This window comes from Streptomyces sp. NPDC017246 (assembly GCF_044331325.1).
Classification (GTDB): Bacteria; Actinomycetota; Actinomycetes; order Streptomycetales; family Streptomycetaceae; genus Streptomyces.
The window spans coordinates 229460-255231 of sequence record NZ_JBIRMW010000011.1; the positions used below are offsets into that span (position 1 = coordinate 229460).

Sequence of the window (25772 nt, forward strand, 5' to 3'; positions counted from 1 at the left end):
TCGGCGCGACGGTCACAGCAGTTCCTCCGGTACGTCGATGTGGCGCGAGCGGAGCCACTCGCCGAGGGCCTTGGCCTGGGGATCGAAGCGGGCCTGCGAGGCGACACCCTCGCCGAGGATCCCGGCGACGGTGAAGTTCAGCGCGCGCAGATGCGGAAGGACATGCCGGGTGACGGCCACATCGGCGGTCTCCGGCAGCAGTTCACGAAGCCTGGCGACGGTGAGGGCGTGCGCGAGCCAGCGCCACTCCTCCTCCGTCCGCACCCAGACACCGATGTTGGCGTCGCCGCCCTTGTCCCCGCTGCGGGCCCCGGCGAGCCGGCCGAGCGGGACCCGGCGCACCGGCCCCGGCGGAAGCGGCTCGGGAAGCACCGGCTCCGGGACCGGCTCCAGCTCACGGGTCGTCGGCGGTACGGGAACGGGGACACGGGTCCCGTCCGCCAGGACGGCCGTGTGCGGGACGTCGGCGGCCGGCACGTACGCGGTCCCGAAGACGCCGTAGGGGGCGCCCCTGCCGGGTGGGGCGGTCACATGGAAACCGGGATAGCTCGCCAGGGCCAGCTCGATCGCGGCGCCGGTCAGAGCACGGCCTACGGGCTCGGGCGCCGGGTCCCGGACGACGAGCCGGAGCAGGGCGCTCGCCGTCTCCTCGGTGTCCGCGTCGGGACGGTCCGTCCGCACGAGCTCCCAACGAACCTCGGCGGGAGGGGACTTCGCGAGGGCGTCGTCCACCTGAGCCCTCAGGAGCGCCGCCTTCTCCTCGATGTCGAGACCCGTCAGGACGAACACGACCTCGTTGCGGAAGCCGCCCAGCCGGCTGAGCCCGACCTTGAGCGTCGGGGGTGGCGCCTCACCCCGCACACCGTCGATCCGGACCCGGTCGGGACCCTCCCGGGTCAGCCGAACGGTGTCGAGCCGGGCGGTGACGTCCGGGCCCGGGTAGCGGGCGCCGGCCGTCTCGTAGAGAAGCTGAGCCGTGACCGTACCCACGTCGACGAGACCACCGGTGCCGGGGTGCTTGGTGACGACGGCGCTGCCGTCCGCGTGGAGCTCGGCCACCGGGAAGCCGGGACGGCGGAAGACCTCCGGATCGTGCTCGCGGAAGAAGGCGTAGTTCCCGCCGGTCGCCTGGGTGCCGCACTCCAGGACATGCCCGGCGACGACCGCGCCCGCCAGCTTGTCGTACTCCTCCGGACCCCAGCCGAAGTGCCACTGCGCGGGCCCGGTGACGAGGGCGGCGTCGGTGACCCGCCCGGTGACGACGACATCGGCCCCGGCGGCGAGACAGGCGGCGATCCCCGCGCCGCCGAGATAGGCGTTGGCGGCCAGGATGCCGTGCGCCCCGCCCATGGCGTCCGTGGCGGCGATCCGGTCACCCTCCACATGCGCGACCCGGATCGGCAGGCCGAGCTCGGCGGCGAGGGCACGCAGGGCGTCGGCGAGACCGGCGGGGTTGAGGCCGCCCGCGTTGGTGACGATCCGGACGCCGCGCTCGTGGGCGAGACCGAGACCTTCCTCCATCTGCCGCAGAAAAGTCTTCGCGTACCCGGCGGCCGGGTCCTTCAGCTGGTCGCGGCCGAGGATGAGCATGGTCAGCTCGGCGAGATAGTCGCCGGTCAGAACGTCGATCGCACCCTCGGGCCCGCCGCCGGTGAGCATCTCGCGGACGGCGTCGAACCGATCGCCGTAGAAACCGGAGGCGTTGCCGATCCGGAGGACCATCACGCCTCCCCGGGGGCGCGGCCCCGGCCCGCCGGGCCGGCGAAGGCCTGGGCGATGGTCAGCCAGTGTTCGGCGTCGGGCCCCTCCGCGACCAGCGCGGTGTCGTCGCGGTGCACCCGCTGCGTCACGAGCAGACAGAAGTCGAGGGCCGGGCCGGTGACCCGCTGGACGGCGTCCTCGGGGCCGTACGCCCACATCTCCCCGTCCGGCGCGACGAGTTCGACGCGGAAGGGGTCGGCGGGCGCGGTAAGACCCCGCACCAGGAAGGCGTAGTCACGGGCGCGGTGGCCGATCCAGGCGACATGCCGGATGCGGGCCGTCGGAGCACGGACGACCCCGAGGGCGTCGGCGACGTCCTGGCCGTGGGCCCAGGTCTCCATCAGGCGCGCGGTCGCCATGGCGGGGGCGCTCATCGGCGGCCCGTACCAGGGGAAACGGGAGCCGGAGGGGACCGCGCGCAGAGCTTCCTGGAGCCGCTCGCGACCCTCGCGCCAGCGGGCGAGAAGCTCGGCGGGAGGCAGTTTCGCCCCCTCCTCCGCACCCTCGTCGACGAAGCGGTCGGGAGCGGCCAGCGCCTTCTCCGTCTCGGCGGCGAAGGCCTCGGCGTCGGTGGCGGCGAGCAGCGCGGCCCGGTCGGTCCAGGCGAGGTGCGCGATCTGATGGGCGACGGTCCAGCCGGGCGCGGGGGTGGGCAGACCCCACCGGTCCTCCCCCAGCTCGCGGACGAGCAGATCGAGTGCTTCGCTCTCCTCGCGCAGATCATCGAGGACGACGGCGGGCTCGGACACGGTGCGCTCCCCTCGGGACACGGCGGCGTGCCCCGGAGCATGACAGCGAACCTGAAAACAATCAAGCATGCTTGCTTTGATTGGCGGCGGGACGCCTCCGCTTCGACCGATGCTGCGAGGGAGCGCCGGAGCGGCCTGGAGGACGCTCGGAGCAGGGCCTGAACTCCCTTGTGGGGCACGGGGCTACGGGAGCGGGGGGCGGCCCGACTGGCGGGGGCGCGGAGGGGCGGGGGCGCGGGCGCACGTCGGGACCGACGTGCTGCCGACAGGCCGGGGTGCTGGGGGTGGGCGTTTCTGATGGGGCGCGCGTGCGGCCGCCCTCTTTCCGAGTGTGGCGTCCTCCGCCACCGCGTCAAGGGCGCCTTGCGGCGTCGCTGCGCGATGGCCTTCGGCCCCCCTTGACCCGGCGACGGAGGCCGCCTTTTCACACTCGGAGGGCGGCCGAGGGGGGGAGCCCCACGCCGAGGTTCGGGTCATGGCCGGGCGCTGATTGCGGCTGATGGGCCGGTGGGTGGGGGCTCGGTCAGCGGCCGGGGTGGGTGGGCCTGGTCCGGCCGGTCGGGGGTGCGCGATTGTTGAATGGGGCGGCCCGGCCGTGCTCAGCGGGTGGCGGTCGCGGGTTGGCTGGGCTTCAGGCCCCGCTGGTCACTGTCCGGGGGTGGCCGACGGTGGTGGCGAGAGTTTCGTGCAGTTTCTCGGACCAGGAAGGGGAAATTGTCCCCTTTGAGGCTTTTCGTGGGCCGATTGCTTCGAGAAATGCAGAGTTACTCCATCCCCCCACCCTCCAAGAGTGACCAGCGGGGCCTGAAGCCCCGCCAACCCACGACCGCAGCTCGCCAAGCCGGATCCGGGCCGCCCCATTCAACTGCCGCGCACCACCAACCCAGCGGACTGCGTCCGCCCACCCCCGCCACTAACCGAGCCCCCACCCACCGGCCCGCAGGCGCACGCAACGCCCGACCATTACCCGAACCGTCCGCGTGGCGCCCACCCCGGACCGCCCTCCGAGAGGTCTCTCGCTCCTGGAGGCGGCGGGTCAAGGGTGGCCGAAGGCCATCGCGCAGCGACGCCGACAGGCGCCCTTGACGCGCCGCCTCCAGGAGCGACTCTCGGAAAGAGGGCGGTCCCACGCGCCACCCACCAACCCGGCCCACCCCCAGCACCTGTTCCTGGACGCCGACCGGCCGGGCCGTTCACTCCCTTACTCGGCCTGAACCGTCCCGGCCGTCCCCGCCGTCCCCGCCGTCCCCGCCGTCCCTACCGACCCCGCCGACCCCGGCGTCTCAAGGACAAGCCGCCCAAGCTCCAGCTCGAAGACGACCTCGAACCCGTCCTCCTCGTTCCCCTTCTCGCCCACCCGCGTGAAGCCGGCGCCCGCGACGGTGGCCAACGAGGCCGTGTTGTCCGAGCGGATCGTGGCCCGCACCGTCCTCACCCCGGGTTCCTCGGCCGCCCTCGCCAGCAGCGCCCTCACCATCGCCCGCGCGTAGCCCTGGCGTCGGTACTGGGGTGCCACCGTGTAGCCGATCTCCAGTACGCCCGCCTCGCTCGGCGGGCCGTGGAAGCCCGCGTCGCCGACGACCGTTCCGTCCGGCTCCGAGACCGCTGCCCTCGCGATCCACGGGGCCGCAGACGGGTCCTTGGCGATCTGGTCGGCCCGGTAGCCGAAGATGTAGCGCGACCGGTCCGAGACGAAGTACTCGTCAAGGGCGACCCCGGCCTCGGCGCTGCCGCCTGCGAGGTCGCCTTCGGCCAGTGCGCGCGACGTCCTTTCGCCGAGTTCGACGAAGCGGACGTTCTTGGGAGTGGGGAGAGTGTCGTTGTTCATCGCGGAGATGCTCACCCAGTCCTTGAGGACTGTCCATCGGATTACGCTCGTCTGCGTTCCCAACTCCCTGAACCCCAGGACCCACCGTCGTCCCCTCTCGCACGACGAACGCGGCCGCCCCCTCCGCTTCTACGCCGGGAACCTCCGGCTCACCCATCCCCACGCGACCTCCAGCAGCACCCCTCCCGCCGCGGCGATCGCCACCGCCGTCCACGGCATCGTCACGCCCGCCAGCTTCAGGGCGAAGAAGTTCTGGAGCCACGGCACCACGAGGACGAGGAGGAAGGCGCCGCCCATGGTGGCGACCAGGGTGAGGCGCCACCAGGTGTAGGGGCGGGCGATGATCGCCAGGACCCACATGGAGACGAGGAAGAGGGTGAGGGTGGCGGCGCTGGTCTCGGCCGCCAGGGCGTCCGGGCCCGTGTAGTGGTGGCGGGCCAGGAGGTAGGTGGTGAAGGTGGCGGCGCCCGCGATGACGCCACCGGGGATGGCGTACCGCATCACGCGCCGTACGAAGTTCGGCTTCGCGCGTTCCTTGTTGGGGGCGAGCGCGAGGAAGAACGCCGGGACGCCGATCGTCAGGGTCGAGAGGAGCGTCAGGTGGCGGGGGAGGAAGGGGTACTCGACCTGTGAGCAGACCACCAGGACCGCCAGGAGGACGGAGTACACCGTCTTCGTGAGGAAGAGGGTCGCGACCCGGGTGATGTTGCCGATGACCCGGCGGCCCTCCGCCACCACGGACGGGAGGGTCGCGAAGCTGTTGTTCAGCAGCACGATCTGGGCGACCGCCCTCGTCGCCTCCGAGCCGGAGCCCATCGAGACGCCGATGTCGGCGTCCTTGAGGGCGAGCACGTCGTTCACGCCGTCGCCGGTCATGGCGACGGTGTGTCCGTGGGACTGGAGCGCCGCGACCATGTCCCGCTTCTGCTGCGGTGTGACCCGGCCGAAGACCGCGTTCTCGTCGAGGACCTTCGCCATCTCGTCCCGGTCGGTGGGCAGGTGCCGGGCGTCGACGGTGTGCTCGGCTCCGGGCATGTCGAGCTTTCCGGCGACCGCGCCGACGGAGACCGCGTTGTCGCCGGAGATGACCTTGGTGGCGACGTTCTGGTCGGCGAAGTAGGCGAGGGTGTCGGCGGCGTCGGGCCGCAGCCGCTGTTCCAGGACGACGAGCGCGGCCGGGCGGGCGTCGGCGGCGACGTCCGGGGAGTCGAGCTCGTGGACCGTACGGGCGAGGAGCAGGACCCGCAGGCCCTGTTCGTTGAGGTGGTCGATCTCGGCGAGGACGGGGTCCTCCGCCGTGAGGAGGACGTCGGGGGCGCCGAGCAGCCAGGTCGAGTTCTCGCCGTCGCCCTCGCTGAAGGCGGCGCCGCTGTATTTGCGGGCCGACGAGAAGGGCAGGGCCTCCGTGCAGCGCCACTCCACCGTTTCCGGGTAGGCGTCGATGATGGCCTGGAGGGAGGCGTTGGGGCGCGGGTCGGATTCGCCGAGGGCGCCGAGCGCCTTCCGTACGTACGTCTCGTCGGAGCCGTTCAGGGGCCGCAGCTCGGTGACGTCCATGCCGCCCTCGGTGAGGGTGCCCGTCTTGTCGAGGCATACGACGTCGACGCGGGCGAGGCCCTCGATGGCGGGCAGCTCCTGCACGAGGCACTGCTTGCGGCCCAGTCGTACGACTCCGATCGCGAAGGCGACCGAGGTGAGCAGGACGAGCCCCTCGGGGATCATCGGGACGATTCCGCCGACGGTGCGGGCGACCGCGTCCTTGAAGTCGTCGTCCTTGACGACGAGCTGGCTGATGACGAGCCCGATCGCGGTGGGGATCATCATCCACGTCACGTATTTGAGGATGGTGGAGATGCCGCTGCGCAGTTCGGAGTGGACGAGCGTGAAGCGGGAGGCCTCTTCGGCTAGCTGGGCCGCGTAGGCCTCGCGGCCGACCTTGGTGGCGGTGAAGGCGCCGCCGCCGGCGACGACGAACGAGCCCGACATCATCCGGTCGCCGGGTTTCTTCACGACGGGGTCGGCCTCGCCGGTCAGCAGGGATTCGTCGATCTCCAGGCTGTCGGCCTCGGCGACCTCGCCGTCGACGACGACCTTGTCGCCGGGGCCGAGCTCGATCAGATCGCCGAGGACGATCTCCGAGGTGGAGAGTTCGGCGGCCGTGCCGTCGCGCCGGACGGTCGGTTTCGCCTCGCCGATGACGGCGAGTCCGTCGAGGGTCTTCTTGGCGCGGAGCTCCTGGACGATGCCGATGCCGGTGTTGGCGATGATCACGAAGCCGAAGAGGCTGTCCTGGATCGGGGCGACGCAGAGCATGATCACCCACAGCACGCCGATGATGGCGTTGAAGCGGGTGAAGACGTTGGCGCGGACGATCTCCGTGGTCGAGCGGGAGCTCCGTACCGGTACGTCGTTGACCTCGCCGCGCGCGACGCGTTCGGCGACCTCGGCCGAGGTGAGTCCGGCGGGGCGGTGGACGACGGGCGCAGGTGGTCCGGTCCCCGGCGTCCCGCTGCCGCCCGTGTCGATCTTCGCCCGCTGAGTCATGTTTTCGACGGTACGACCGGAATCGGCCGTTCACCTGCCGAGAAGGGCGAAGATCAGACCGCGGGAGGACGGGAAACGGCGGGAACGGTCCCGTGGTGCTACGCGCCGGGGGCCGGCCCGGAGCCGGGGTTCGGTTCGGAGCCGGGGTTCGGTTCGGAGCCGGGCGTCGCGTCCGCCGTCTCCGCCGCCCGCGCCGCCTCGTGCCGCTTGATCGCCGCGTCCCGCTTCCGTACGTACCAGATGCCGATGAGGCCGAGGCCGGCTCCGGCGAGGCAGGTCCACACCCACCAGGTCAGGTCCCGGTCGTCGAACCAGCCGTAGAACGGGACCTGGACGAGGAAGAGGACGAACCAGAGGATCGTTCCGCCGGTGATGGTGGCGACGACGGGCCCTTCGAGGGGCTCGGGTGCCTCGTGCTTCGGTGTCCACTTCGCCATGGGGGTCAGTCTAGGTGCCCGGAATTCGTATCTACGCGCGGAGATAGACGCCCACTCGTTCATGTGTTCATACTGAAACGGTTTGCCTCTGGCGGGTTTCCCTCGTACGAACACACAAAGACGTGACGTACGAGCACATGGACCGCCATCGGACGTCTCCCCATGAGGAACCCCATGAGCACCACGGCCACCGCCAAGGCCATGCCCCCCGAGCCCTCCGCTCCCCAGGAGCCGGCCTCGGGTCTCGACCGCTACTTCAAGATCTCGGAGCGCGGTTCGACCGTCGCCCGCGAGATCCGCGGCGGCTTCGCCACCTTCTTCGCGATGGCCTACATCATCGTGCTGAACCCGATCATCCTCGGCAGCGCCAAGGACATGTACGGGCACCAGCTCGACAGCGGCCAGCTCGTCACCGCCACCGTCCTCACGGCGGCGTTCTCGACGCTCCTCATGGGAGTCATCGGCAACGTCCCGATCGCGCTGGCCGCCGGCCTCGGCGTCAACACGGTCGTCGCGCTCCAGCTCGCGCCGAAGATGTCCTGGCCCGACGCCATGGGCATGGTCGTCCTCGCCGGTGTCGTCGTGATGCTGCTCGTCGCGACCGGTCTGCGCGAGCGCGTGATGAACGCCGTCCCGGTCGGCCTGCGCAAGGGCATCGCGATCGGCATCGGCCTCTTCATCATGCTCATCGGCCTCGTCGACTCGGGCTTCGTCTCCCGCATCCCCGACGCCGCGCACACCACCGTCCCGCTCCAGCTGGGCGCCGACGGTCACCTCACCGGCTGGCCGGTGCTCGTCTTCATCCTGGGCACGCTCCTCACCCTCGCCCTGATCATCCGCAAGGTGCCGGGCGCGATCCTCATCTCCATCGTCGTCATGACGATCGTGGCGATGGTGATCAACGCGGTCGCGACCGTCCCCTCCTGGGGTCTGACCACCCCGGAGTGGCCCGGCAACCCGGTCGCCTCCCCCGACTTCGGTCTGGTCGGCGAGGTCAGCCTCTTCGGCGGCTTCGGGAAGGTCGGGATGCTGACCGGCGTCCTCTTCGTCTTCACCGTGCTGCTGTCCTGCTTCTTCGACGCCATGGGCACGATCCTGGGCGTCGGCGACGAGGCCAAGCTGATCGACAAGGACGGCAACTTCCCCGGCATCAACAAGGTCCTGCTCGTGGACGGCCTGGCCGTCGCCTCCGGCGGCGCGACCTCCTCCTCGGCCACCACCTGCTTCGTGGAGTCCACGGCGGGCGTCGGCGAGGGTGCGCGCACGGGTCTGGCCTCGGTGGTGACCGGCGCCCTGTTCTCGGTGGCGCTGTTCCTCACGCCGCTGGCGACGATGGTGCCGTCCCAGGCGGCCACGCCCGCGCTGCTCGCGGTCGGCTTCCTGATCCTGGCGGGTTCGATCAAGGACATCGACTGGAGCGACTACACCATCGCGGTGCCGGCGTTCCTCGCCATGGTGATGATGCCGTTCACGTACTCGATCACGAACGGCATCGGCATCGGCTTCATCACGTTCAGCGTGCTGCGTCTCGCGGCCGGCCGGGGCCGTGAGGTCCCGGTGGCCATGTACGTGGTGTCGGCGGTCTTCGTCTTCTACTACGCGATGCCGGCGCTCGGCCTCACGTGACCGTGGGGGGCGTCGGTCGCCGTGCCGCCCGCCGCCCCTTCGGCCGCAGCCCCTTCGGCCGCGCCCGCGTCCCCGTAGAACTTCTCCGTCTCGTCGACGGCGGTCTTGAACCGCTCGTCGAAATCCTCGCGAATGAGCGTCCGGACGACATAGTCCTGGACGCTCATTCCTCTTTTCGCGGCGTGACTCCTGAGCCGGTCGAGCAGCTCACCGTCGATGCGCAGGCTGAGCACTGTCGATCCCATGTCGTTCAGGGTCGGGGCAGCCGGGGCCTCTTTGCGTCACTTTCCGGATCCGACTCACTCGTTTGGGTGATACATGGATGCCGAAGCGTGATCTGCGTGCATCCGGTTCACGCACGGGTGCGGCCATACGGGTGTGACGCGCGCTACGTCGGCGCGTTCCCGTTGGTATTTAGACAGAGTAATGAGTTAGGCTAACAAACATGTCTGACCTGTCCCACGGGACCGCCGCCGACGCCGCGGCCGTGAACGCGCTCCGCTCCGCCGTCATGCGACTGGGCCGACGCCTCAAGCACCAGCGCGTCGACGAGTCACTGAGCCCCACCGAGATGTCGGTACTCGGCACCCTCGCGCTCTGCGGTTCCGCCACCCCCGGTGAGCTGGCCCGCAAGGAGCACGTCCAGCCGCCGTCGATGACCCGCATCGTCGCGCTGCTCGAAGCCAAGGGACTGGTCCGACTGGAGCCGCACCCCGACGACCGCCGACAGAAGGTCGTCAGCCAGACCGAGCAGGCCGAAGCCATGCTCGAAGAGTCCCGCCGCAAGCGGAACGCCTGGCTGGCCACCCTCGCCGAAGGCCTGGACGAGGACGAATGGGCCAAGCTGCGCGCGGCCGCCCCGGTCCTGGAGAAGCTCGCCCACCTGTAATCCATGCGCCAAGGAGGCGACGCACTTTGAGTACGGGACCCGGAGCAGACTCCGCACCCGTCCACAAACCCACCCTCGACACCCGGGGGCGGAGGGAAACCTTCTCTTCGCTCAGGATCCGTAACTACCGGCTGTTCTTCACCGGCGCGATCGTCTCCAACACCGGCACATGGATGGCCCGGATCACTCAGGACTGGCTGGTCCTGAGCCTCACCGGCTCGGCCGCCGCCGTCGGCATCACGACGGCCCTGCAGTTCCTGCCGATGCTCCTCTTCGGGCTGTACGGCGGCGTCATAGCCGACCGCTACCCCAAGCGGCAGCTCCTCCTCTTCAGCCAGGCCGCCCTCGGACTCTGCGGCATCGCGCTCGCCGTCCTCACGCTCTCCGGCAACATCCAGGTCTGGCACGTCTACCTGATCGCCTTCCTCCTCGGCATGGTGACGGTCGTCGACAACCCGGCCCGGCAGTCCTTCGTCTCCGAGATGGTCGGCCCCGACCACCTGCGCAACGCGGTCTCCCTGAACTCGGCGAACTTCCAGTCCGCGCGGCTCGTCGGCCCCGCCGTCGCCGGTGTCCTGATCGCCGGAGTCGGCAGCGGCTGGGCCTTCCTCCTCAACGGCCTGTTCTTCCTCGCGCCCCTCACGAGCCTCCTGCTCATGCGGACGAGCGAACTCCACAAGGTGGAGCGCGCCCCGCGCGGCAAGGGCCAGCTGCGCGAGGGCCTGCGCTACGTGGCCGCGCGGCCCGACCTGATCTGGCCGATCGTGCTCGTCGGATTCGTCGGCACCTTCGGATTCAACTTCCCGATCTGGCTCACCGCGTTCTCCGGCGACGTCTTCCACGTCGGCGCCGGCGCGTACGGCTTCCTCAACACCCTCATGGCGGCCGGATCGCTCGTGGGCGCCCTCGCGGCGGCCCGGCGCGGATCGACCCGGCTGCGGATGCTGGTGCTCGCCGCGGGCGTCTTCGGCGTCCTGGAGATCGCGGCGGCCCTGTCGCCGGCGTTCTGGCTCTTCGCGCTGCTGCTCGTACCGATCGGCATGATCGGCCTCACGGTCAACATCACCGCGAACTCCGCCGTCCAGATGGCGACCGACCCGGCCATGCGGGGCCGCGTCATGAGCCTCTACATGATGGTCTTCGCCGGCGGCACACCGATCGGAGCACCGCTCCTCGGCTGGGTCACCGACACCTACGGCGCCCGCGTCGGCTTCGCCACGGGCGGCGTCATCTCGCTGACGGCGGCGGTCGTCGTCGGCCTGGTCCTGGCCAGGGTCGGCGGCCTCAAGGTCGCCTGGGCCTGGCGGCACGGACACCCACAGGTGCGGTTCGTCGCGCGCGAGCGCCTGGCGACAGCGGCGTAGCCCTCGGGCGGGCGGCGGCCGGGGCGGAGTCCCGGGCCGCCGCCCGTTCCCGTTTCAGACGCGCTGTTCCAGGACCTGGCCCGGCCAGTCGCCCACCGCGAACGTCTCCGTCGGGGTGAAGCCCCGGCCCTCGTAGTACGCGACGAGCCGGCCCTCGCTGCCCGCGAAGCAGTCCACCCGCAGCAGCGACACCCCCTGCCGCCGCGTCTCCTCCACCGCGTGCGCGATCAGCGCCGCGCCCACCCCGTGGCCGTGGAACCGCTCGTCGGTCGCGAGCAGCCGTACGTACACCTCGGGCTCGTCGGCCGGCTCGATGTACTGCCCGGGGTGCGGCGTCAGCGTCATCGTCCCCGCCGGTACGCCGTCGATCTCGGCGATCCACGGATCGCCCTCCCCCATCGTCCGCCGGACCTGCTCCACCGCCTTCGGCCGCCCGGAGAACGACTCGGTGCCCCACTGGGCGGTGATCCCCTTGCCGTTCAGCCAGACCACGGCACTGTCGAGGACGCCGAGTATCGCGGGGAGGTCCTCCGCCCCGCCCTTCCTTATGGAGATCGTCATCCGGCCAACCTAGTCGTACAACCATTCGGAGGTCCGGGGGGTCGTCAAGGGCGTATCCATCAGGTCGGGGAGGAACACGCCTTGCGCACTGCCTTGTCCCGTCGCCCTGTCCAGATGTCCGTGGGAGCCGTCCTGGCGGTGGTCGCGGCGGGTTCGCTCCTCGCTCCCGTCGCCTCCGCCGCTGCTCCCGAGGCGGCTCCCGCCGCTGCTCCCGAGGCGGCGACGGCGCCGGCCGCCACGACCGCCGCCCCGATCCCGGTCCCGTTCCTGGCCTCCGGCGGACAGCTGATCGGCGCGGGAACCACCGGCTTCCTCACCCGGGACGCCGACGGGGTCGCGCGCTGGACCCGGTACGCGGACGGCGTCTCCACCGTGATCGACACGACCGGCGGCAGGGTCCTCGGCTCCGCCTCGGACTCCGTGGTGGTCACATGGCCCAAGCTGCAGCAGTACGGCACCGAGAAGGCCGTCGTGCGCGACATGGCCACCGGCGCCGCCCCCGTCACCTACTCCGACTTCGACGGGGAGGTCACGGCCGCGGTGGGCTCGGCGCTGTTCGACGACGGCCATTTCGCGCACCCGATCCTCAGCACCCAGCAGGGCGGCGTCACGACCTCCAGCCAGGTGGTCGGCATGACCGAGAGCAGCGAGAGCCAGTTCTCCGTCGCGGACAGCCTGCCGGGCACCGCCCTCGGGTACTACCGCGCCCTCGAACACGCCGGACCGCGCAAGCTGGTGGTCGTCGACATCGCCACCGCCCGCGTCGTCCAGGAGTACACCGCCGCCGAAGGCGCGACGCTGGGCGGAACAGCCACGATCACGCAGGACCGCGTCGCCTGGACGGAGGAACTCAACGGCACGACCGTCCTCGCGTCGGCGCGGCGCGGCTCGGCCGAGGTGACCCGCGTGCCGCTCGCCGCCGACGTTCCGAAGAAGCTCATGGGCGCCCTGGGTGGCGACCGGTTCGTGTTCGGCGACGATCAGCGAGGCGTCGTGGCCCGCTCCCTGACGGACGGGACCTCCGTCAAGCTCCTCGACCACGCCGAGAGCGTCATGAAGGCCGCCGACGGCACCCTGCTCGCCGTCGGAACCACCGCCGACGGCGGGAGCGGCGTGTACCGGCTCGCGCTCGCGGACGGGAAGCCGACCGCCGAGCTGATCGCCTCCAGCGGGCAGCCCGGGCCCACCACCCCCCTCACCTACACCGGCGACAGCGTCCCGGCCGCTTTCGGCCTCGACGGCGTCGCCAGGACCCGGCTGGGCTGGACGTTCTCCACCACCGGCGCGGACCTCTCGGTCGAGCTCCGGCACAAGGAGTCGGGGAGCCGCTTCACGACGACCGTCCGCCCCCGTGAGACCGGCACCGGGGCCCTCCCCGACGGCTCGCTCGGCTTCGACTGGACCGGGGAACTGGGCCGCGACACCTACCGGTCGTCCGCTCCCGCCGGGGAGTACGAGTGGACGGTGACGGCCAGGCCGTGGAACGGGATGCCGTCGGTCACGGCCTCCGGCACGTTCACCGCGACCCGCTCGCCCCAGGCGCACGACTACACGGGGAACGGCTCGCCCGACCTGTTCGCGCGCCGGACGGACGGCAGCCTCGACGCGATCGACACGCTCTGGGACGACGCCACCGGGCGGCTCGTCGCCGCGCGGACCCACATTTCGACGGCGTGGACGGGCGACTGGAACCGCTACGACCGCGTCGAGGCCGTCGGCGACATCGCCGGCTCCTCGGTCTTCGACACCGTCGCCCGGGACAAGACCGGAGTCCTGTGGCTGCACGTCGGCGACCCGGGGGCCACCGCCGCACCCGTACGGATCGGCGGCGGGTGGAACACGTACACCCAGCTCACCGGCGGCAGCGACCTGACCGGCGACGGGCGGGCCGACCTGGTCGCCACGGACAAGGCGGGCGACCTCTACCTGTACAAGGCGACAGGCTCGGTCACCGCGCCCTTCGAGCCGCGCAAGAAGATCGGCTACGGCTGGGGGATCTACCACCAGATCACCGCCACCGGAAACATCGGCGGCGGCCCGGCCGGAGACCTCGTCGCCCTCGACAAGGACGGCGTCCTCTGGCTGTACCTCGGCAAGGGCGACGGCACCTACGCGCCCCGGACGAAGATCGGCGGCGGCTGGAACGTCTACGCCGACATCGTCGGCATCGGCGACGGCAACAAGGACGGCCGCCCCGACCTGTACACCCGCACCGCGACCGGCGCCGCCTACTTCTACCCCGGCACCGGCGACTGGAAGGCCCCGCTCAAGCCCCGCACCTCCACCGGGGCCGGCGTACCGGGCGCCTGGGACGCGAAGTACGACCAGGTCTCCTGACCCGGCCGGCGGCCCGTCTCCTGCCACACTGCCCGCATGAGGCTCTTCGCCGCCGTCCTGCCGCCCCCGGAGCGGCTGGACCAACTCGGACACGTCGTCGACCGTCTGCACCGGCTGCCCGGTGCGGACGGGCTCCGCTGGACCTCGCGGCCCGGCTGGCACCTCACCCTCGCCTTCATGGGCGAGGTCGACGAGGAGCTGCTGCCCGAGCTGCGGGTCCGGCTCGCCCGGGCCGCGCACCGCACCCCGCCGCTCTCGCTGCGGCTGCACGGCGGCGGCCACTTCGGGCGCCGGGCCCTGTGGTCGGGCGTGGCCGGAGACCTGGACGAGCTGCGGCTGCTGGCCGAACGGGCCGACGCGGCGGCGCGCCGGGCCGGGGTCGCGATGGAGGAGCACCGCCGGTACCAGGCGCATCTGACGGTGGCCCGCGCGCGGCGCGAGGAGATCGACCTGCACCCCTTCCTCGACGAACTCGGCACGTTCGAGGGAACCCGCTGGGAGGCCGGCGAGCTGGCCCTCGTCCGCTCGAACCTGCCGGTGAGCGGGGTGCGGGGCGAGCAGCCGCGGTACGAGAGGGTCGACGGCTGGCCCCTTGAAGGACGTGGGGAGCGGTCGGGTTAACCTCGATGTGTGGACCCTAAGACCCGTAACCGCATCATGGCCGGCGTGCTCGTACTGATGTTCGCGATCATCGCGGTGGCCTCGGTGACCAGCCAGTAGCCCTCGCCCTCCCCCGGTACGCCGTCGCGTGCCACCCCGTGGGAACGCCCTTGCTTCGAGTGCGCTCCAAGCAGTTGGCTTGGCGTTCATGGAGTACACGCAGCTCGGACGCACCGGACTCAAGGTCAGCCGACTCGTCCTCGGGACGATGAACTTCGGCCCGCAGACCGACGAAGCCACCAGCCACGCCATCATGGACACGGCGCTGGACGCGGGGCTCAACTTCTTCGACACTGCCAACGTCTACGGCTGGGGTGAGAACAAGGGCCGGACCGAGGAGATCCTCGGCTCCTGGTTCGCGCGGGGCGACGGCCGCCGCGACCGGACGGTCCTGGCCACCAAGGTGTACGGGAACATGGGCGCCGACGGCGAGGCCTGGCCCAACCACGACAAGCTCTCCGCGGTGAACATCCGCCGCGCCGTCGACGCCAGCCTCAAGCGGCTCGGCACCGACTACATCGACGTCTACCAGTTCCACCACATCGACCGCTCGACGCCCTTCGACGAGATCTGGCAGGCGGTCGACGTCCTGATCCAGCAGGGCAAGGTCCTCTACGCCGGCTCCTCCAACTTCCCCGGCTACAAGATCGCCCAGGCCAACGAGGCGGCCGCCCGGCGCGGCGCGGTCGGCCTCGTCAGCGAGCAGTGCCTCTACAACCTCCTCGAACGGCGCGCGGAGATGGAGGTCATCCCGGCCGCGCAGGAGTACGGCCTCGGGGTCATCCCCTGGTCCCCGCTGCACGGCGGCCTGCTCGGCGGCGTCCTGAAGAAGGAGACCGAAGGCAAGCGGCGTACGGAGGGACGCGCGGCGGCCACGCTCGCCGACGCGGCGGCCCGCGCCCAGCTCCGGGCCTACGAGGACCTGCTCGACAAGCACGGTCTCGAACCGGGCGAGGCGGCTCTCGCGTGGCTGCTCACCCGCCCCGGTGTGACGGGCCCGATCGTCGGCCCGCGCACGCCCGAGCAGCTGACGAGCGCGCTGCGCGCCCTGGAGGTGGAGCTGAGCGAGGAGGTCCTCTCCGCGCTGGACGAGATCTTCCCGGGCCCGGGTCCGTCCCCGGAGGCCTTCGCCTGGTGACGTCCGTACGGCCGCACCGGGCCCGGCCGTACGGCCCCTGGTAGCACCGGGACCCGTGCCGTACGGCTTCCGGTCGTGCCCGGGGGCCGGGTCCTGTCGGCCTAGGGCCTGTCGTCACATTCCCGTCGTCGCCCGCAGGGCGGCCCTGCGGCGTCTGGTGCGTGCTCTCGGCGTGCCGGGGGGAAGCGCTCGTACTGGACGTACTCGCACTTTCGCCCGGTGCGGCGAGAGTGCGTGCCAGGCGTCGCGGGGCAGACGGGAATGTGACGACAGGCCCTAGGGGGCGCCGAGCCAGCTCGTGGCGTCCAGGCGGAACGCCGTCTCCGCGGGGACGACGTTCCGCAGGGCCGCCTCCATGTCCCGGACGCGGTCCGCGCCGAGGGTCGTGGCCCACTCCGCCCGCAGTTCGTCGAAGATCGCGGCGGAGCGGGCGAGGGCCTCGTACCCCCACGGGGTGAGGTGGACGAGTTTGCGGCGGGCGTCGGCGGGGTCGTCGGCGCGCTCGGCGTAGCCGAGGGCGAGCAGCCGGTCGACGGTCTTGCCCGCGGCCTGCTTGGAGACGCCGAGGCGCCGCCCGATCTCGCTGGCGGTGGCTCCCCGGGCGCCGATGGCCTGCATGGCGAAGCCGTGGGCGGGGCGCAGGTCGGGGTGGCCCTCGGCGGCGAGGCGGAGGTGGAGCCGGTCGATGAGGGTACGGAAGCCGCCGAAGAGGAGCAGGGGCAGCTCGTAGCCCCGCCCCTCCCCCTTGCCATTATCGACAACCTGGTTTACGTTTTCTCTCACCACACGGTCAACCATGTTGTCGATTCTACTCCTCTCCACTCCTCACACCCACTCCCCTCGCATCGGAGACGCCTTGTCCACCGACATGTCCACCCGCGCCGCCCACGCCGTCACCCTCCTCAAGGAGTCCCCCGAGACCCTCGACGGCTTCCTGACGCTCAACCGGACCTTCGAGTCCACCACCCTCGACCCGCACTCCCGCGAGACCGTGATCCTGACGGTCGCCACCCGCAACCAGTGCCACCTCTGCGTCGACATGCACGAGGCCAAGATGGCCGCGCTCGGCCCGGCACCCGACCCCGAACGTCTCGCCGCCGTGAGCCTCTTCACCCTCCGGGTCCTCGCCTCCTCGGGCGCGGTGACCGACGAGGAGCTGGCCGCCTTCCAGGCCGCCGGCTACACCCGCCGCAACGCCCTGGAGGTCATCCTCGGCATCGGCGCGTACACCGTCTCGACGTTCGCCAACCGCTTCACACGGGCCGCCTGACATTCACCCAAAGCCCTTTCAGCACAAGGGAGTTGACCCCTACTCTGATCTTCCGTCGTACGGGGGACACAGGGGGGACCATGGAGGCGAAGCGCGTACTGCCGCGTGAGTACCGGGGAGCCTCATCACCCTGCTGCTGGTCGCACTCCTCGGCTGGCTCGTCCTCGCCGCCCGGAACTGCGCCACCTCCGCCGACCTCAAGGGCATCCGGGTCCGCGGCATGGTCAAGAACCGCCGGCTCGCCTGGGAGGACATCCACGACATCAGGGCCGTGCCCAACCCCGGCGCGGGCATGGGCCAGGGGCAGCCGGGGACCATCTCGTTCATGTACAGGCGCGACGGGAGCCGGGTCCAGCTCATGTACGTGGACGACAACAACGTCGCCGTCGCCCGGGAGATCGCCGTGCTCCGGGCCGCCTGGGAGGAACTGCGCGGAGCCCACTGGACCCCGGGAGCCGGGGCCGACCGGCGGATCGCCCAGCGGTCCGCCCTCGAGGGCTCCCTCTCCACCGCGACGGCCTGGGCCCTCTGCTCGGTCCTCGCCGCCACCCTCCTCTTCATCGCCCTGCTGTTCACCGAAGACTCCGCCATGGACCCCGAGTGGATCCTGATCACCCCCGTGGTGACCTTCCTCGTCGTCTGGATCGGCTCGCGCCTGCGCAACCGGAGTCAGTAGCGGTACGGGCCGCCCAGGCCCCAGGCCTGGTGCATCGCGTCGGCGAAGGCGGCGGCCAGCTTGTGCTCGCCCGTGGGGCCCGGGTGGGTGCCGTCGTAGGTGTCCTCGTCGAGGCCGTACGACTCCGGAACCGACGCCAGCAGCAGCGGCGAGGCGGCCGTGTCCAGATCGGCGACCGCCTTCGCGAGAAGCACGTTGAAGCGGGCGCACTCGGCGGCGAAGGGCGCGTCGTACCCGGCGCGCACATTGGGTATGACCGGCAGGAGGACGGCCCGGACGCGCGGGTTCGCGGCGCGGGCCGCCGCGACGAACGCCCGGACGTTCTCCCCGGTCTGCTCGCTGTTCGTGTAGAAGCCCAGGTCGATCAGGCCCAGCGAGATCAGCAGCACGTCGGCCCCGGTCTCCGTGACCGTCTCTCCGATCACCGGCGCCATGTGCAGCCAGCCCTCGCCCCAGCCGGCCAGATGACGCCGGGCGGCGGCGGGGAACGCCGGGTCGGCGTAGGCCTCCGACGCGGGCGCGTCGACGGCCGCTTCGTACAGGGCGGTGCGCGGGCCGACGATCTCGTACCCGCCGGGGAGCACGGACTCCAGGTGCCGCCACATGCGGTACCGCCAGGTCCAGTCGCCGGCGCGTCCGATGGTCATGCTGTCGCCGACGAACAGAAAACGCATGGTCACATCATCGCGGACGGCGTCCCGGACCTGCGACGTGATCCGGGACACGGGCCGTGGGCGCTCACCGGTCCAGGAAGTCGCCGACCGTCCGCGCGAACCGCTCCGCGTCGTCGTGCCAGGGGAAGTGCCCGGCGCCGTCCAGGACGGCGAAGTCCGCCGTCGGGAACAGCTCCGCGTACGCGGCGGCCGTCGGGACCGGGGTGTTCACGTCCCCCTCCCCGGCCACCACGAGCACCGGCCGCGCGAACTCCGCGAACACCGCGCGCGTGCCCGCCGGATCGAAGGCGCCCTCGCCCGCGAAGACACCCGCGCCCTCACCGTTCCGCTGCCCGTCCGCCGCAGCGTGCCGCTCCTGCGCCGCCTCGTCCCAGGTCCCGTGGAAGAACGGCGCCACCGCCCCGAAGGACTCCGCCGTGCCGCGCCCGGCGGTGACGTCCTCGAGCGCCGCGTACGCGGGCCCGAACCAGGGCTCCTCCCGGCGCAGCCGCGCCGCCGCGAGCCGCTCCTCCGGAGCCGTGTCGAGGCCCACGGCCGCCGTGCCCGGGGTGACGAGCACGAGCCGGCCGACGCGCTCCGGGTGGCGGGTCACGTACAGGGCGGCCAGGTTCGCGCCTGCCGAGTGCCCGAGGACGTCGACGGTGTCGAGGCCGAGGTGCGCGCGCAGCGCCTCCACGTCGTCGACGAGCCGGTCGCAGCGGTACGAGGCCGGGTCCTCCGGCACTCCCGACGCGCCCGTGCCCCGCAGGTCGAGCCGGATGAGCCGCCGGTGCGCGGTGAGACCGCCGAGGTCGCCGAGATAGACGGAGTCCTGGAGCGGACCACCGGGGAGACAGAGCAGCGGGTCGCCGGTGCCGGTGTCGTGGAAGGCGAGCGTGGTGCCGTCGGGTGCGGTGAAGGTCTGCGGGGCGGAGCTCGGCGCGGAGGGCGTCTGCGGGACGGGGGTAGCCATGGGCGTGACCCTGACAGCAGCTCCGGGGCAGGTCAAGGAGGTTTCAGGGTCGGCGGACCCGGCTCTCGTCGCCTCGTCGTGGCAGGCTGGGGGACATGCGATCTGCTCTGTGCGCCCTCGGCGCGGCGGCGGCCCTGGTGCTGCTCCCGGTCGGTCATGCCCATGCCGAAGGGCAGGAGCCGGACCGGGACTTCACCATCGAGGACTCCCGGATCACCGAGTCCAGCGGCCTCGCGGCGAGCCGGGCCCACCCCGGGATCTACTGGACGCACAACGACCAGGACGCGCCCCTGATCTACGGCGTCGACTCCCGTACGGGCAAGACCGTGGCGACCCTGACCATGCAGGGCGTCGGAACCCCCCGCGACATGGAGGCGATCGCCGTCGGCCCGGACGGCGACATCTACGTCGGCGACATCGGCGACAACCTCGACGGCTCCTGGGACCACGTCTGGATCTACCGCTTCCCCGAGCCGAAGGTGCTCAAGGACCAGAAGGTGGCGGCGAAGCAGTACGTCGTGAAGTACGCCGACGGGGCGCGCAACGCCGAGGCCCTGATGGTCCATCCGAAGACCGGCCGGGTGTACATCGCCAGCAAGAACGAGGACGGCGGCGGCCTGTACGCGGGCCCCGAGCGGCTCTCCTCGTCCGGGACGAACGTCTTCCGGCGGGTCGACGAGGTCCCGTGGGTGACCGACGGCGCGTTCTCCCCGGACGGCGACCGGCTCGTCCTGCGCGGCTACCTCATGGCCCGCGAGTACGTGTGGAAGGACGGCGGCCTCGCCGACGACGGCACCTCGATCGGCGCCGGATTCCAGGGCCAGGCCGAATCGGTGACGTACACCAGGGACGGCTCGGCGTTCATGCTCGGCGCGGAGGGCGCGAACAGCCGGGTGGTGCGGCTGGAGCGGCAGAACACCGGCGGCCCCTCGGAGAAGCCGGGCGGCACCCCGGACACCCCGGGCGCACCGCAGGCCCCGCAGTCCCCGGCGGCCGACGGCGAGAAGGGGAACGTCACCGTCGGTTTCCTGGTCCTCGCGGGCGCCTTCGTCCTCGTCTTCGGCGTCAAGCGGCTGCTGCGACGGGGCTGACCCGCGGCGTTTCCCCCACGTGCGGGCGCGGTGGGGCCGAGGAGGCGCGGTCGGACCCCCACGGGGCCGTCGGGTGGAACGACGAAGGCCCGGCGTCGGACACGTCCGACGCCGGGCCTCGCGTACGACAGGGTGTTACAGCTTCTCGATCACGTAGTCGACGCAGGCCGTCAGGGCGCGCACGTCCGCCGGGTCGATCGCCGGGAACATCGCGATCCGCAGCTGGTTGCGGCCCAGCTTGCGGTACGGCTCGGTGTCCACGATCCCGTTCGCGCGCAGCACCTTGGCGACCGCCGCCGCGTCGATCTCGTCCGCGAAGTCGATCGTGCCGATGACCTGCGAGCGCTTCGCCGCGTCCGTGACGAACGGCGTCGCGTACTTGGACTCCTCGGCCCAGCCGTACAGCGCGTCCGAGGACTCCTTCGTCCGGGCCACGGCCCAGTCGAGGCCACCCTGGCCGTTGATCCACTTCAGCTGCTCGTTGAGCAGGAAGAGGGTCGACAGCGCCGGGGTGTTGTACGTCTGGTTCTTCAGCGAGTTGTCGATCGCCGTCGTCAGCGAGAAGAACTCGGGGATGTGCCGGCCCGAGTCGTGGATCGACTGCGCCCGCTCCAGGGCGGCCGGGGAGAAGGCCGCCAGCCACAGGCCGCCCTCGGCGGCGAAGGACTTCTGCGGGGCGAAGTAGTAGACGTCCGTCTCGGTGATGTCGACCGGGAGGCCGCCCGCACCGGAGGTCGCGTCGACCAGGACGAGGGAGCCCGCGTCGGCACCGGCGACCCGCTTGATCGGGGCGGCGACACCGGTGGAGGTCTCGTTGTGGGTGTACGCGTAGACGTCGACGCCCGCCTCGGCCACCGGCTCCGGGTGGGTGCCCGGGTCGGAGGAGATCACGGTCGGCTCCGCCAGCCACGGGGCCAGCTTGGCGGCCTTCGCGAACTTGGAGGAGAACTCGCCGAAGGTGAGGTGCTGCGACTTCCGCTCGATCAGACCGTGGGTCGCGACGTCCCAGAAGGCGGTGGAGCCGCCGTTGCCCAGGATCACCTCGTAGCCCTCGGGGAGCGAGAAGAGGTCACGGATGCCGGAACGTACCTCGCCGACCAGGTTCTTGACCGGAGCCTGGCGGTGGGACGTGCCGAGGAGAGAGGTGCCGGTGGCGGCCAGGGCGTCCAGCGCCTCCGTACGCACCTTGGAGGGGCCCGCGCCGAAACGGCCGTCGGCGGGCTTGATGTCAGCGGGAATCTGGATATCAGCCACGAGGCGGAGAGTATCGGGTCGGGAAGGGGCCGGTCGCCGGATGTCCGCCCGATGAGACGAGGACTGAGACATCCTGGCCTTGTGGGAACAGACGAGGAACGCGCCGCAAGGTCCGCCGGCCTGGCCGCCGCGCTGCGCGCCGCCGTCGCCGGAGAGGTCGACTTCTCGGCCTCGGCGCGGGCCCTGGCGACGATGGACGCCTCCAACTACCGCCGGATTCCGGTCGGTACGGTCGCGCCCCGGGACGCCGACGACGTGGCGGCGGTCCTGGAGGTGTGCCGGGCGCACGGGACGCCGGTCGTGGCACGCGGCGGCGGTACGTCCATCGGGGGCCAGGCCACCGGCACCGGCGTCGTGCTCGACCTCACACGGCACATGGCGGATCTGGTCTCCCTGGACCCGGAGTCGCGGACGGCCGTGGTCCGGCCGGGGCTCGTCCTCGACCGGCTGCGGGCGGCGGCGCGGCCGTACGGGCTGACCTTCGGCCCGGACCCGTCGACGCACAGCCGCTGCACCCTCGGCGGCATGATCGGCAACAACGCCTGCGGGGCGCACTCGGTCGCCTGGGGCACCACGGCGGACAACGTGCGCTCGCTGGATGTGGTGACGCACCGGGGCGGGCGGTTGACGCTCGGCCGCGAGGGGCGGGGCGCGCCGCCCGGACTGCTCGATCTCGTCGAACGGAACCTCGCACTGCTGCGGACCGGCTATCCGGAGGGGCTGCCGCGCCGGATCTCCGGCTACGCCCTCGACGCGCTGCTGCCGGAGCGGGGCGTGGACGTGGCCCGCTCGTTCTGCGGCAGCGAGGGCACGCTGGGAGTGGTGACGGAGGCGACGGTACGACTGGTCCCGCTGCCCGCCGACCCCGTGCTCGTCGTCCTCGGGTACGCCGACGAGAGCGCGGCCGCCGAGGCGGCGGCGGGGCTCCTTCCGTACGGCCCGCTCACGGTGGAGGGCATGGCCGCCGATCTCGTACGCGGCGCGGCCGGGCTGCCGAAGGGCGGGGCCTGGCTGTTCTGCGAGGCCGACGGGGAGGGTGCCGCCCGGCGGCTCGTCCGGGCGGCGGACGCGCTCGACGCGGCCGTGGTGAAGGACCCGGCCGGGCAGCGGGCGCTGTGGCGGATCCGGGAGGACGCGGCGGGCACGGCGACCCGGACACCCGACGGGGGCGAGGCCTGGCCGGGGTGGGAGGACTGCGCGGTCCCGCCCGCACTGCTGGGCGCGTACCTCCGGGAATTCCGGGCCCTGCTGGCCGACTTCGGCCTCCGGGGTGTGCCGTACGGGCACTTCGGCGACGGCTGCGTCCACGTCCGGATCGACTTCGACCTGTGGACGGAGAAGGGCGTACGGGACTTCCGCCGGTTCTCGGAGGCGGTGGCGGACCTGGTCGTCGCCCACGGCGGCTCGCTCTCCGGAGAGCACGGCGACGGGCAGGCGCGGGCCGAACTCCTGCCGAGGATGTACGGGAAGGAGCTCGTCGGCCTCTTCGGCGCGGTCAAGGACGTGTGGGACCCCGACGGCGGCCTCAACCCCGGGATGCTGGTCCGTCCGCGCCCCCTCGACGAGGGCCTGCGCTTCACCGGCCTGCCCCTGGTGGGAGTGGGGAGGGCGGCCGCCCGGTGCGTGGGCGTCGCCAAGTGCAGGGTGGACGGCCCGAGTTCCGGGCCGGGCGTGATGTGCCCGTCCTACCGGGCGACGGGCGAGGAGAAGCACTCCACCCGGGGCCGGGCGCGGCTCCTGCACGAGATGGCGCTGGGCGAGGTCATCACGGACGGCTGGCGGTCGGAGGAGGTGCGGGAGGCCCTCGACCTCTGCCTGTCCTGCAAGGGCTGCCGCAGCGACTGCCCGGTGGGCGTCGACATGGCCGCGTACAAGGCCGAGTTCCTCGACCGGCACTACGCGGGACCGCTCGGCGTCCTGCGCCGGCCCCGTTCGCACTGGACGATGGGACGGCTGCCGCACTGGCTCGACGTCTTCGGACGGGCACTGAACCCGGTGATGGGACTGCCGTTCGCGGCCCGGCTGGCGGGGGTGACACCGGAGCGGGCGATGCCGCGCGTGGCGGAACAGTCCTTCGTCTCGTGGTTCGCCGACCGGAGTTCGACCCGGCCGGCGGCCCTGACGCTCTGGCCCGACACCTTCACGGACCACCTCGCGCCACAGGTGGGGCGGGCGGCGGTACGGGTCCTGGAGGAGGCGGGACTGGGCGTCGCGCTGCCGCAGGGAAGGGTGTGCTGCGGGCTGACGTATGTGTCGACGGGGCAGCTGGGGGCGGCGCGCAGGGTGATGCGGCGGAGCCTGGACGTCCTGGAGGGGGGTCCGGAGGCGCGCGGGAAGGAACGGCCGGGGCCGGCGGGGCCGGGGCGGGCGGGGCCGGGGCGGGCCGGGGCGGGGCGGGCCGGGGCGCGCGGCGCGGGTCCGGTCGTGGTGCTCGAACCCTCCTGCGCGGCGACCCTCCGCACCGACCTGCCGGAACTGCTGCCGGACGACCCGAGGGCGGCCCGGCTCGCCGCGTCCGTCCTGACGTTCGCGGAGGCCCTGGAGACGCTGGCCCCGGACTGGGCGCCGCCGCGCCTGGACCGCCCGGTCACCGGCCAGACCCACTGCCATCAGCACGCCGTCCTGGGCGACGGCGCCGACCGCCGCCTCCGCGCACGCGCGGGCCTCACAGGCGCCCTGGCGGGCGGCTGCTGCGGCCTGGCGGGCAACTTCGGCTTCGAGCCGGGCCACTACGAGGTGTCGGTCGCCTGCGCGGAGGACCAGCTCCTCCCTGCGCTCTCCGCCGCCCCGGCGGCGGAGGTCCTCGCGGACGGCTTCTCCTGCCGGACCCAGATCGGCGACCTGACGGACCGGCGGGGGCGGCACCTGGCGGAGGTACTGGCGGAGGCGATCGAGGAGGGCGCCGGGAGGGTCGGATGACGCCCGCGATCCGGGAGCGGTGGGTCCCGCCGTCGGCGGTGCGGCGCCTACTCCCCGCTGACGATCTCGCGGGCCATCGCCACCAGGGCCGCCGTCGCCGGGTGCGGGAACGCGTCCCGCCACGCCAGGACCACCGGCAGCGGGGGCGCGTCGGGCAGCGGGCGGTAGGCGACGCCGGGGTGCGGGTGCAGCGCCGCCGTGGAGGCGGAGGAGACGCCGACACCCCGGCCGGCGGCGATCGCCGTGAGCCAGTCGTCGGTGTTGGCGACGGTGACGGTGGCCGCCGGGCGGGCGGCGGCGGGCCAGAGCGTGAGGGTGGTCGTACCGGAGACGGTGTTGAGGACGACGGTTCCGCCGGCGAGGTCGTCGAGGGTGAGCCGGGACCGTTCGGCGAGCGGGCCGTCGGCGGGGACGGCGGCGACCCTGCCTTCCGTGGCGAGTTCCTCGGTGGCCAGCCCCGGCGCGTCGACCGGCCCCCTGAGCAGGGCGGCGTCCACCTCGCCCCGGGTGAGACCGGCGGTGCGGTCGTCGATACGGAGGAGTTCGAGCGGGGTCTCGGGGTGCTCGCGCTGCCAGCGCCGGAGCAGGGGCGTGGTGTACGGGCCGAAGGCCGACCAGGCGTGCCCGAGGCGCAGCGGCCGGTGGCGCAGCCTGGCCGGGTCGACGGCGGCGTCGAAGGCGGCGAGCGCGGCGGCGGCCCGGTCCCGGAAGGCGCGGCCCTCGGCGGTGAGGGCGAGGTGGTGGGTGGAGCGGTCGACCAGCCGGGCGCCGAGGTGCTGTTCCAGGGCGGCGAGCGTCCGTGAGACGGCGGGCTGGGTGAGGTGGAGCCGGGCGGCCGCCCTGGTGAGGCTGGATTCCTCGGCGATGGCGAGAAAGCAGCGGAGGTGGCGCAGCTCGATGCTCATGCGTCCGGAGCATAACCGCAGCACAATCGGCATTTCCGGTGCCGCGCGGGGGCTCGTAGCGTGAGAGGGGAACGGAGTGGCTCCGGGCGGCCGGGAAAGGGGTAGTGCAGCATCCTGGACCAGGAGTACAGTTCATT

General features: G+C 72.2%; 22 protein-coding genes. 10 read left to right on the forward strand and 12 right to left on the reverse strand.

What is annotated here, in order from left to right; genetic code table 11:
- Nucleotides 1-12: 12 nt before the first annotated feature.
- The 5 genes from ACH4MY_RS25485 to ACH4MY_RS25505 all read right to left on the reverse strand — a co-directional run bounded on the left by ACH4MY_RS25485 (nt 13) and on the right by ACH4MY_RS25505 (nt 7319).
- Nucleotides 13-1722 carry an acyclic terpene utilization AtuA family protein gene (locus ACH4MY_RS25485; RefSeq protein WP_398006021.1) on the reverse strand — a complete coding sequence of 570 codons (1710 nt, stop codon included), beginning with the start codon at nt 1720-1722 and terminating at the stop codon, nt 13-15.
- On the reverse strand, nt 1722-2510 hold the full coding sequence (locus ACH4MY_RS25490) for a TIGR03084 family metal-binding protein (protein WP_398006022.1): 789 nt from the start codon (nt 2508-2510) through the stop codon (nt 1722-1724). Before ACH4MY_RS25490 ends, ACH4MY_RS25485 begins: the two co-directional genes overlap by 1 nt.
- Before the next feature lie 1201 nt (nt 2511-3711).
- Nucleotides 3712-4338, reverse strand: a complete 627-nt coding sequence (locus tag ACH4MY_RS25495) for a GNAT family N-acetyltransferase (protein ID WP_398006023.1) — start codon at nt 4336-4338, stop codon at nt 3712-3714.
- Nucleotides 4339-4467: 129 nt separating this feature from the next.
- The gene (locus tag ACH4MY_RS25500; RefSeq protein ID WP_398006024.1) at nt 4468-6882 is read right to left on the reverse strand and encodes an HAD-IC family P-type ATPase; all 2415 of its coding nucleotides are present in this window, start codon (nt 6880-6882) and stop codon (nt 4468-4470) included.
- A 98-nt stretch (nt 6883-6980) separates the two neighbouring features.
- Complete coding sequence (locus ACH4MY_RS25505; protein ID WP_398006025.1) at nt 6981-7319, reverse strand: DUF2530 domain-containing protein; 339 nt, start codon at nt 7317-7319, stop codon at nt 6981-6983.
- Nucleotides 7320-7493: 174 nt separating this feature from the next.
- On the opposite strand from ACH4MY_RS25505, the gene ACH4MY_RS25510 reads away from it, so the two are divergent.
- Complete coding sequence (locus ACH4MY_RS25510) at nt 7494-8945, forward strand: NCS2 family permease (protein ID WP_398006026.1); 1452 nt, start codon at nt 7494-7496, stop codon at nt 8943-8945.
- Here ACH4MY_RS25510 and ACH4MY_RS25515 read toward each other — a convergent pair.
- Nucleotides 8915-9190, reverse strand: a complete 276-nt coding sequence (locus tag ACH4MY_RS25515) for a hypothetical protein (RefSeq protein ID WP_398006027.1) — start codon at nt 9188-9190, stop codon at nt 8915-8917. The genes ACH4MY_RS25510 and ACH4MY_RS25515 overlap by 31 nt on opposite strands.
- Before the next feature lie 200 nt (nt 9191-9390).
- Here ACH4MY_RS25515 and ACH4MY_RS25520 point away from each other — a divergent pair, with 200 nt between their 5' ends.
- Both ACH4MY_RS25520 and ACH4MY_RS25525 read left to right on the forward strand, forming a co-directional pair.
- A complete protein-coding gene (locus tag ACH4MY_RS25520) occupies nt 9391-9834 on the forward strand; it encodes a MarR family winged helix-turn-helix transcriptional regulator (RefSeq protein ID WP_398006028.1) in 444 nt (147 codons plus the stop codon).
- Between the two features lie 26 nt (nt 9835-9860).
- On the forward strand, nt 9861-11198 hold the full coding sequence (locus tag ACH4MY_RS25525) for an MFS transporter (RefSeq protein ID WP_398006029.1): 1338 nt from the start codon (nt 9861-9863) through the stop codon (nt 11196-11198).
- Between the two features lie 54 nt (nt 11199-11252).
- Here ACH4MY_RS25525 and ACH4MY_RS25530 read toward each other — a convergent pair whose 3' ends face one another.
- Complete coding sequence (locus tag ACH4MY_RS25530; RefSeq protein WP_398006030.1) at nt 11253-11759, reverse strand: GNAT family N-acetyltransferase; 507 nt, start codon at nt 11757-11759, stop codon at nt 11253-11255.
- Nucleotides 11760-11873: 114 nt separating this feature from the next.
- Here ACH4MY_RS25530 and ACH4MY_RS25535 point away from each other — a divergent pair, with 114 nt between their 5' ends.
- From ACH4MY_RS25535 to ACH4MY_RS25545, 3 genes are all read left to right on the forward strand, one after another.
- A complete protein-coding gene (locus ACH4MY_RS25535) occupies nt 11874-14096 on the forward strand; it encodes an FG-GAP repeat domain-containing protein (RefSeq protein ID WP_398006031.1) in 2223 nt (740 codons plus the stop codon).
- Nucleotides 14097-14132: 36 nt separating this feature from the next.
- Nucleotides 14133-14717 carry an RNA 2',3'-cyclic phosphodiesterase gene (thpR, locus tag ACH4MY_RS25540; RefSeq protein WP_398006032.1) on the forward strand — a complete coding sequence of 195 codons (585 nt, stop codon included), beginning with the start codon at nt 14133-14135 and terminating at the stop codon, nt 14715-14717.
- A gap of 187 nt (nt 14718-14904) precedes the next feature.
- Nucleotides 14905-15894 (forward strand): aldo/keto reductase, encoded by a 990-nt coding sequence (locus tag ACH4MY_RS25545; RefSeq protein WP_398006033.1) that lies wholly within the window; start codon nt 14905-14907, stop codon nt 15892-15894.
- A 276-nt stretch (nt 15895-16170) separates the two neighbouring features.
- Here the strand turns inward: ACH4MY_RS25545 and ACH4MY_RS25550 are convergent, their stop codons facing one another.
- Nucleotides 16171-16692: a MarR family winged helix-turn-helix transcriptional regulator gene (locus ACH4MY_RS25550; protein WP_398006034.1), complete on the reverse strand. Its 522-nt coding sequence runs from the start codon at nt 16690-16692 to the stop codon at nt 16171-16173.
- A gap of 58 nt (nt 16693-16750) precedes the next feature.
- On the opposite strand from ACH4MY_RS25550, the gene ACH4MY_RS25555 reads away from it, so the two are divergent.
- Together ACH4MY_RS25555 and ACH4MY_RS25560 are read left to right on the forward strand one after the other, a co-directional pair.
- A complete protein-coding gene (locus ACH4MY_RS25555; protein WP_398006035.1) occupies nt 16751-17164 on the forward strand; it encodes a carboxymuconolactone decarboxylase family protein in 414 nt (137 codons plus the stop codon).
- 136 nt (nt 17165-17300) lie between these two features.
- A complete protein-coding gene (locus ACH4MY_RS25560; protein ID WP_398006092.1) occupies nt 17301-17840 on the forward strand; it encodes a PH domain-containing protein in 540 nt (179 codons plus the stop codon).
- On the opposite strand, the gene ACH4MY_RS25565 is transcribed toward ACH4MY_RS25560, so the two are convergent.
- Both ACH4MY_RS25565 and ACH4MY_RS25570 read right to left on the reverse strand, forming a co-directional pair.
- Nucleotides 17834-18514 carry a GDSL-type esterase/lipase family protein gene (locus tag ACH4MY_RS25565; protein WP_398006036.1) on the reverse strand — a complete coding sequence of 227 codons (681 nt, stop codon included), beginning with the start codon at nt 18512-18514 and terminating at the stop codon, nt 17834-17836. The two genes, ACH4MY_RS25560 and ACH4MY_RS25565, sit on opposite strands and share 7 nt — an antisense overlap.
- 64 nt (nt 18515-18578) lie before the next feature.
- Entirely contained in the window at nt 18579-19466 is an 888-nt protein-coding gene (locus ACH4MY_RS25570; protein WP_398006037.1) for an alpha/beta fold hydrolase, read from the reverse strand.
- Nucleotides 19467-19561: 95 nt separating this feature from the next.
- Between ACH4MY_RS25570 and ACH4MY_RS25575 the strand changes: the two genes are divergently transcribed.
- On the forward strand, nt 19562-20557 hold the full coding sequence (locus ACH4MY_RS25575; RefSeq protein ID WP_398006038.1) for a WD40 repeat domain-containing protein: 996 nt from the start codon (nt 19562-19564) through the stop codon (nt 20555-20557).
- A 135-nt stretch (nt 20558-20692) separates the two neighbouring features.
- On the opposite strand, the gene serC is transcribed toward ACH4MY_RS25575, so the two are convergent.
- Complete coding sequence (gene serC / locus ACH4MY_RS25580) at nt 20693-21811, reverse strand: phosphoserine transaminase (RefSeq protein WP_398006039.1); 1119 nt, start codon at nt 21809-21811, stop codon at nt 20693-20695.
- Nucleotides 21812-21862: 51 nt separating this feature from the next.
- Between serC and ACH4MY_RS25585 the strand changes: the two genes are divergently transcribed.
- Nucleotides 21863-24730: an FAD-binding and (Fe-S)-binding domain-containing protein gene (locus tag ACH4MY_RS25585; RefSeq protein ID WP_398006040.1), complete on the forward strand. Its 2868-nt coding sequence runs from the start codon at nt 21863-21865 to the stop codon at nt 24728-24730.
- Between the two features lie 47 nt (nt 24731-24777).
- Here the strand turns inward: ACH4MY_RS25585 and ACH4MY_RS25590 are convergent, their stop codons facing one another.
- A complete protein-coding gene (locus tag ACH4MY_RS25590) occupies nt 24778-25635 on the reverse strand; it encodes a LysR family transcriptional regulator (RefSeq protein ID WP_398006041.1) in 858 nt (285 codons plus the stop codon).
- Between the last annotated feature and the right edge of the window lie 137 nt (nt 25636-25772).

Bases quoted from the DNA above. Each gene is read 5' to 3' on its own strand.
- ACH4MY_RS25485 (WP_398006021.1), bottom strand. From the start codon at position 1,722: ATGGTCCTCCGGATCGGCAACGCCTCCGGTTTCTACGGCGATCGGTTC.
- ACH4MY_RS25495 (WP_398006023.1), bottom strand. From the start codon at position 4,338: ATGAACAACGACACTCTCCCCACTCCCAAGAACGTCCGCTTCGTCGAA.
- ACH4MY_RS25500 (WP_398006024.1), bottom strand. From the start codon at position 6,882: ATGACTCAGCGGGCGAAGATCGACACGGGCGGCAGCGGGACGCCGGGG.
- ACH4MY_RS25505 (WP_398006025.1), bottom strand. From the start codon at position 7,319: ATGGCGAAGTGGACACCGAAGCACGAGGCACCCGAGCCCCTCGAAGGG.
- ACH4MY_RS25510 (WP_398006026.1), top strand. From the start codon at position 7,494: ATGAGCACCACGGCCACCGCCAAGGCCATGCCCCCCGAGCCCTCCGCT.
- ACH4MY_RS25515 (WP_398006027.1), bottom strand. From the start codon at position 9,190: ATGGGATCGACAGTGCTCAGCCTGCGCATCGACGGTGAGCTGCTCGAC.
- ACH4MY_RS25520 (WP_398006028.1), top strand. From the start codon at position 9,391: ATGTCTGACCTGTCCCACGGGACCGCCGCCGACGCCGCGGCCGTGAAC.
- ACH4MY_RS25530 (WP_398006030.1), bottom strand. From the start codon at position 11,759: ATGACGATCTCCATAAGGAAGGGCGGGGCGGAGGACCTCCCCGCGATA.
- ACH4MY_RS25535 (WP_398006031.1), top strand. From the start codon at position 11,874: ATGTCCGTGGGAGCCGTCCTGGCGGTGGTCGCGGCGGGTTCGCTCCTC.
- thpR (WP_398006032.1), top strand. From the start codon at position 14,133: ATGAGGCTCTTCGCCGCCGTCCTGCCGCCCCCGGAGCGGCTGGACCAA.
- ACH4MY_RS25545 (WP_398006033.1), top strand. From the start codon at position 14,905: ATGGAGTACACGCAGCTCGGACGCACCGGACTCAAGGTCAGCCGACTC.
- ACH4MY_RS25550 (WP_398006034.1), bottom strand. From the start codon at position 16,692: ATGGTTGACCGTGTGGTGAGAGAAAACGTAAACCAGGTTGTCGATAAT.
- ACH4MY_RS25565 (WP_398006036.1), bottom strand. From the start codon at position 18,514: ATGCGTTTTCTGTTCGTCGGCGACAGCATGACCATCGGACGCGCCGGC.
- ACH4MY_RS25570 (WP_398006037.1), bottom strand. From the start codon at position 19,466: ATGGCTACCCCCGTCCCGCAGACGCCCTCCGCGCCGAGCTCCGCCCCG.
- ACH4MY_RS25575 (WP_398006038.1), top strand. From the start codon at position 19,562: ATGCGATCTGCTCTGTGCGCCCTCGGCGCGGCGGCGGCCCTGGTGCTG.
- ACH4MY_RS25585 (WP_398006040.1), top strand. From the start codon at position 21,863: ATGAGACGAGGACTGAGACATCCTGGCCTTGTGGGAACAGACGAGGAA.
- ACH4MY_RS25590 (WP_398006041.1), bottom strand. From the start codon at position 25,635: ATGAGCATCGAGCTGCGCCACCTCCGCTGCTTTCTCGCCATCGCCGAG.